Annotated in this window: 1 protein-coding gene; it reads left to right on the forward strand. The window is 46.7% G+C overall.

The genetic code is table 11. The features are described 5' to 3' along the window. On the forward strand, positions 1–828 hold an 828-nt coding region (locus AACS80_RS05770), incomplete at its 5' end, for a flagellin (RefSeq protein ID WP_276609453.1). Between the last annotated feature and the right edge of the window lie 407 nt (positions 829–1235).

Below are 1235 nucleotides of genomic sequence, written 5' to 3' on the forward strand. Positions count from 1 at the left end.
CAGGTGGGTGCTGACGATAATGAAACTATCGATATCCAACTGTCTAAAATGGATTCCGACACCCTCGGTATGACCAGTTTCAACATTGCTTCCACACTTGATGTTAATACTCTTAAGGCGTCGGCTACCACGTATGACGTTGACGAAGGCTACACCTATACTACAGCTGCGGCTACGGATACCAATGGTGGTACTGCCGTCATCTCTGATATTGTTAAAGATGCTAATGGAAACCTTTACGGAGTAGATACGACCGGCACCCCTAAGTACTATGCAATCACGGATGACGGTAAGGGCCATTTAAACTACGATGGTAAGACAACGGTGACTGCGCCTACCGGTACGACAACATCTGTCGTTGGTAATGAAGCGTATAAGAATGTTGCGGTAACCGTACCGGCTGGTAAAACCCTGAAAGACGATGGTCAAGGTAACTACTATCTTGATGACGGTAAGGGTGGTTTAACCAAAGCAACCTTCGATCCACAACACGATCCTGCTAGTGGTAATTCCACTGTAACAGTGACCGATACCGGTGTAAACGCAATCAACACTGCCGACCCGCTGAAAACGATTGATGCTGCGCTGTCTCAGGTTGACAAACTGCGTTCCGGTCTCGGTGTGGTACAGAACCGTTTCGATTCTGTTATCAGCAACCTGAACAACACCGTTAACAACCTGACCGAGTCCCGTTCTCGTATTCTCGACGCTGACTTCGCGTCTGAAGTGTCTAATATGAGCCGCGCGAACATCCTGCAGTCTGCAGGTACTTCTGTGCTGGCACAGGCTAATCAGATCCCACAGAACGTTCTGCAGCTTCTGCGTTAATGAGCCCCCCCGCCGGCAGAATGCTTCTGCCGGTGTACCCCCTGCCCGCCCGGTCTTCCTCCTGGGCGGGTTTTTTGTCATTAAACCTCCACCATTATCTTCGTAACCGGGGATAAATTTCGCTTCATAATCCGGGGGTTTGTGAATTATCTTACCCGGTCATGGCGGAGAACACTTGAATTTTTCCATAAACAAATCGCAGATATTATCTTATCCCTGACTAATAATTATTACGTTCCCTTTCTGAGATATCTGCCTTATACCAGTATAAAAACAGGCTGACGAGTAAAAATCATCAATCCGTTTTTATTTACCCACTTACATCCCGGCCTGTTCTTTTTTTATCTTATTCACTTTAGCCACTTTATTTTTATGCCGATATACAGTGTATGCGCCACTTATAACGC

The sequence above is a fragment of the Escherichia sp. E4385 genome (assembly GCF_963883145.1).
Taxonomy (GTDB): Bacteria; Pseudomonadota; Gammaproteobacteria; order Enterobacterales; family Enterobacteriaceae; genus Escherichia.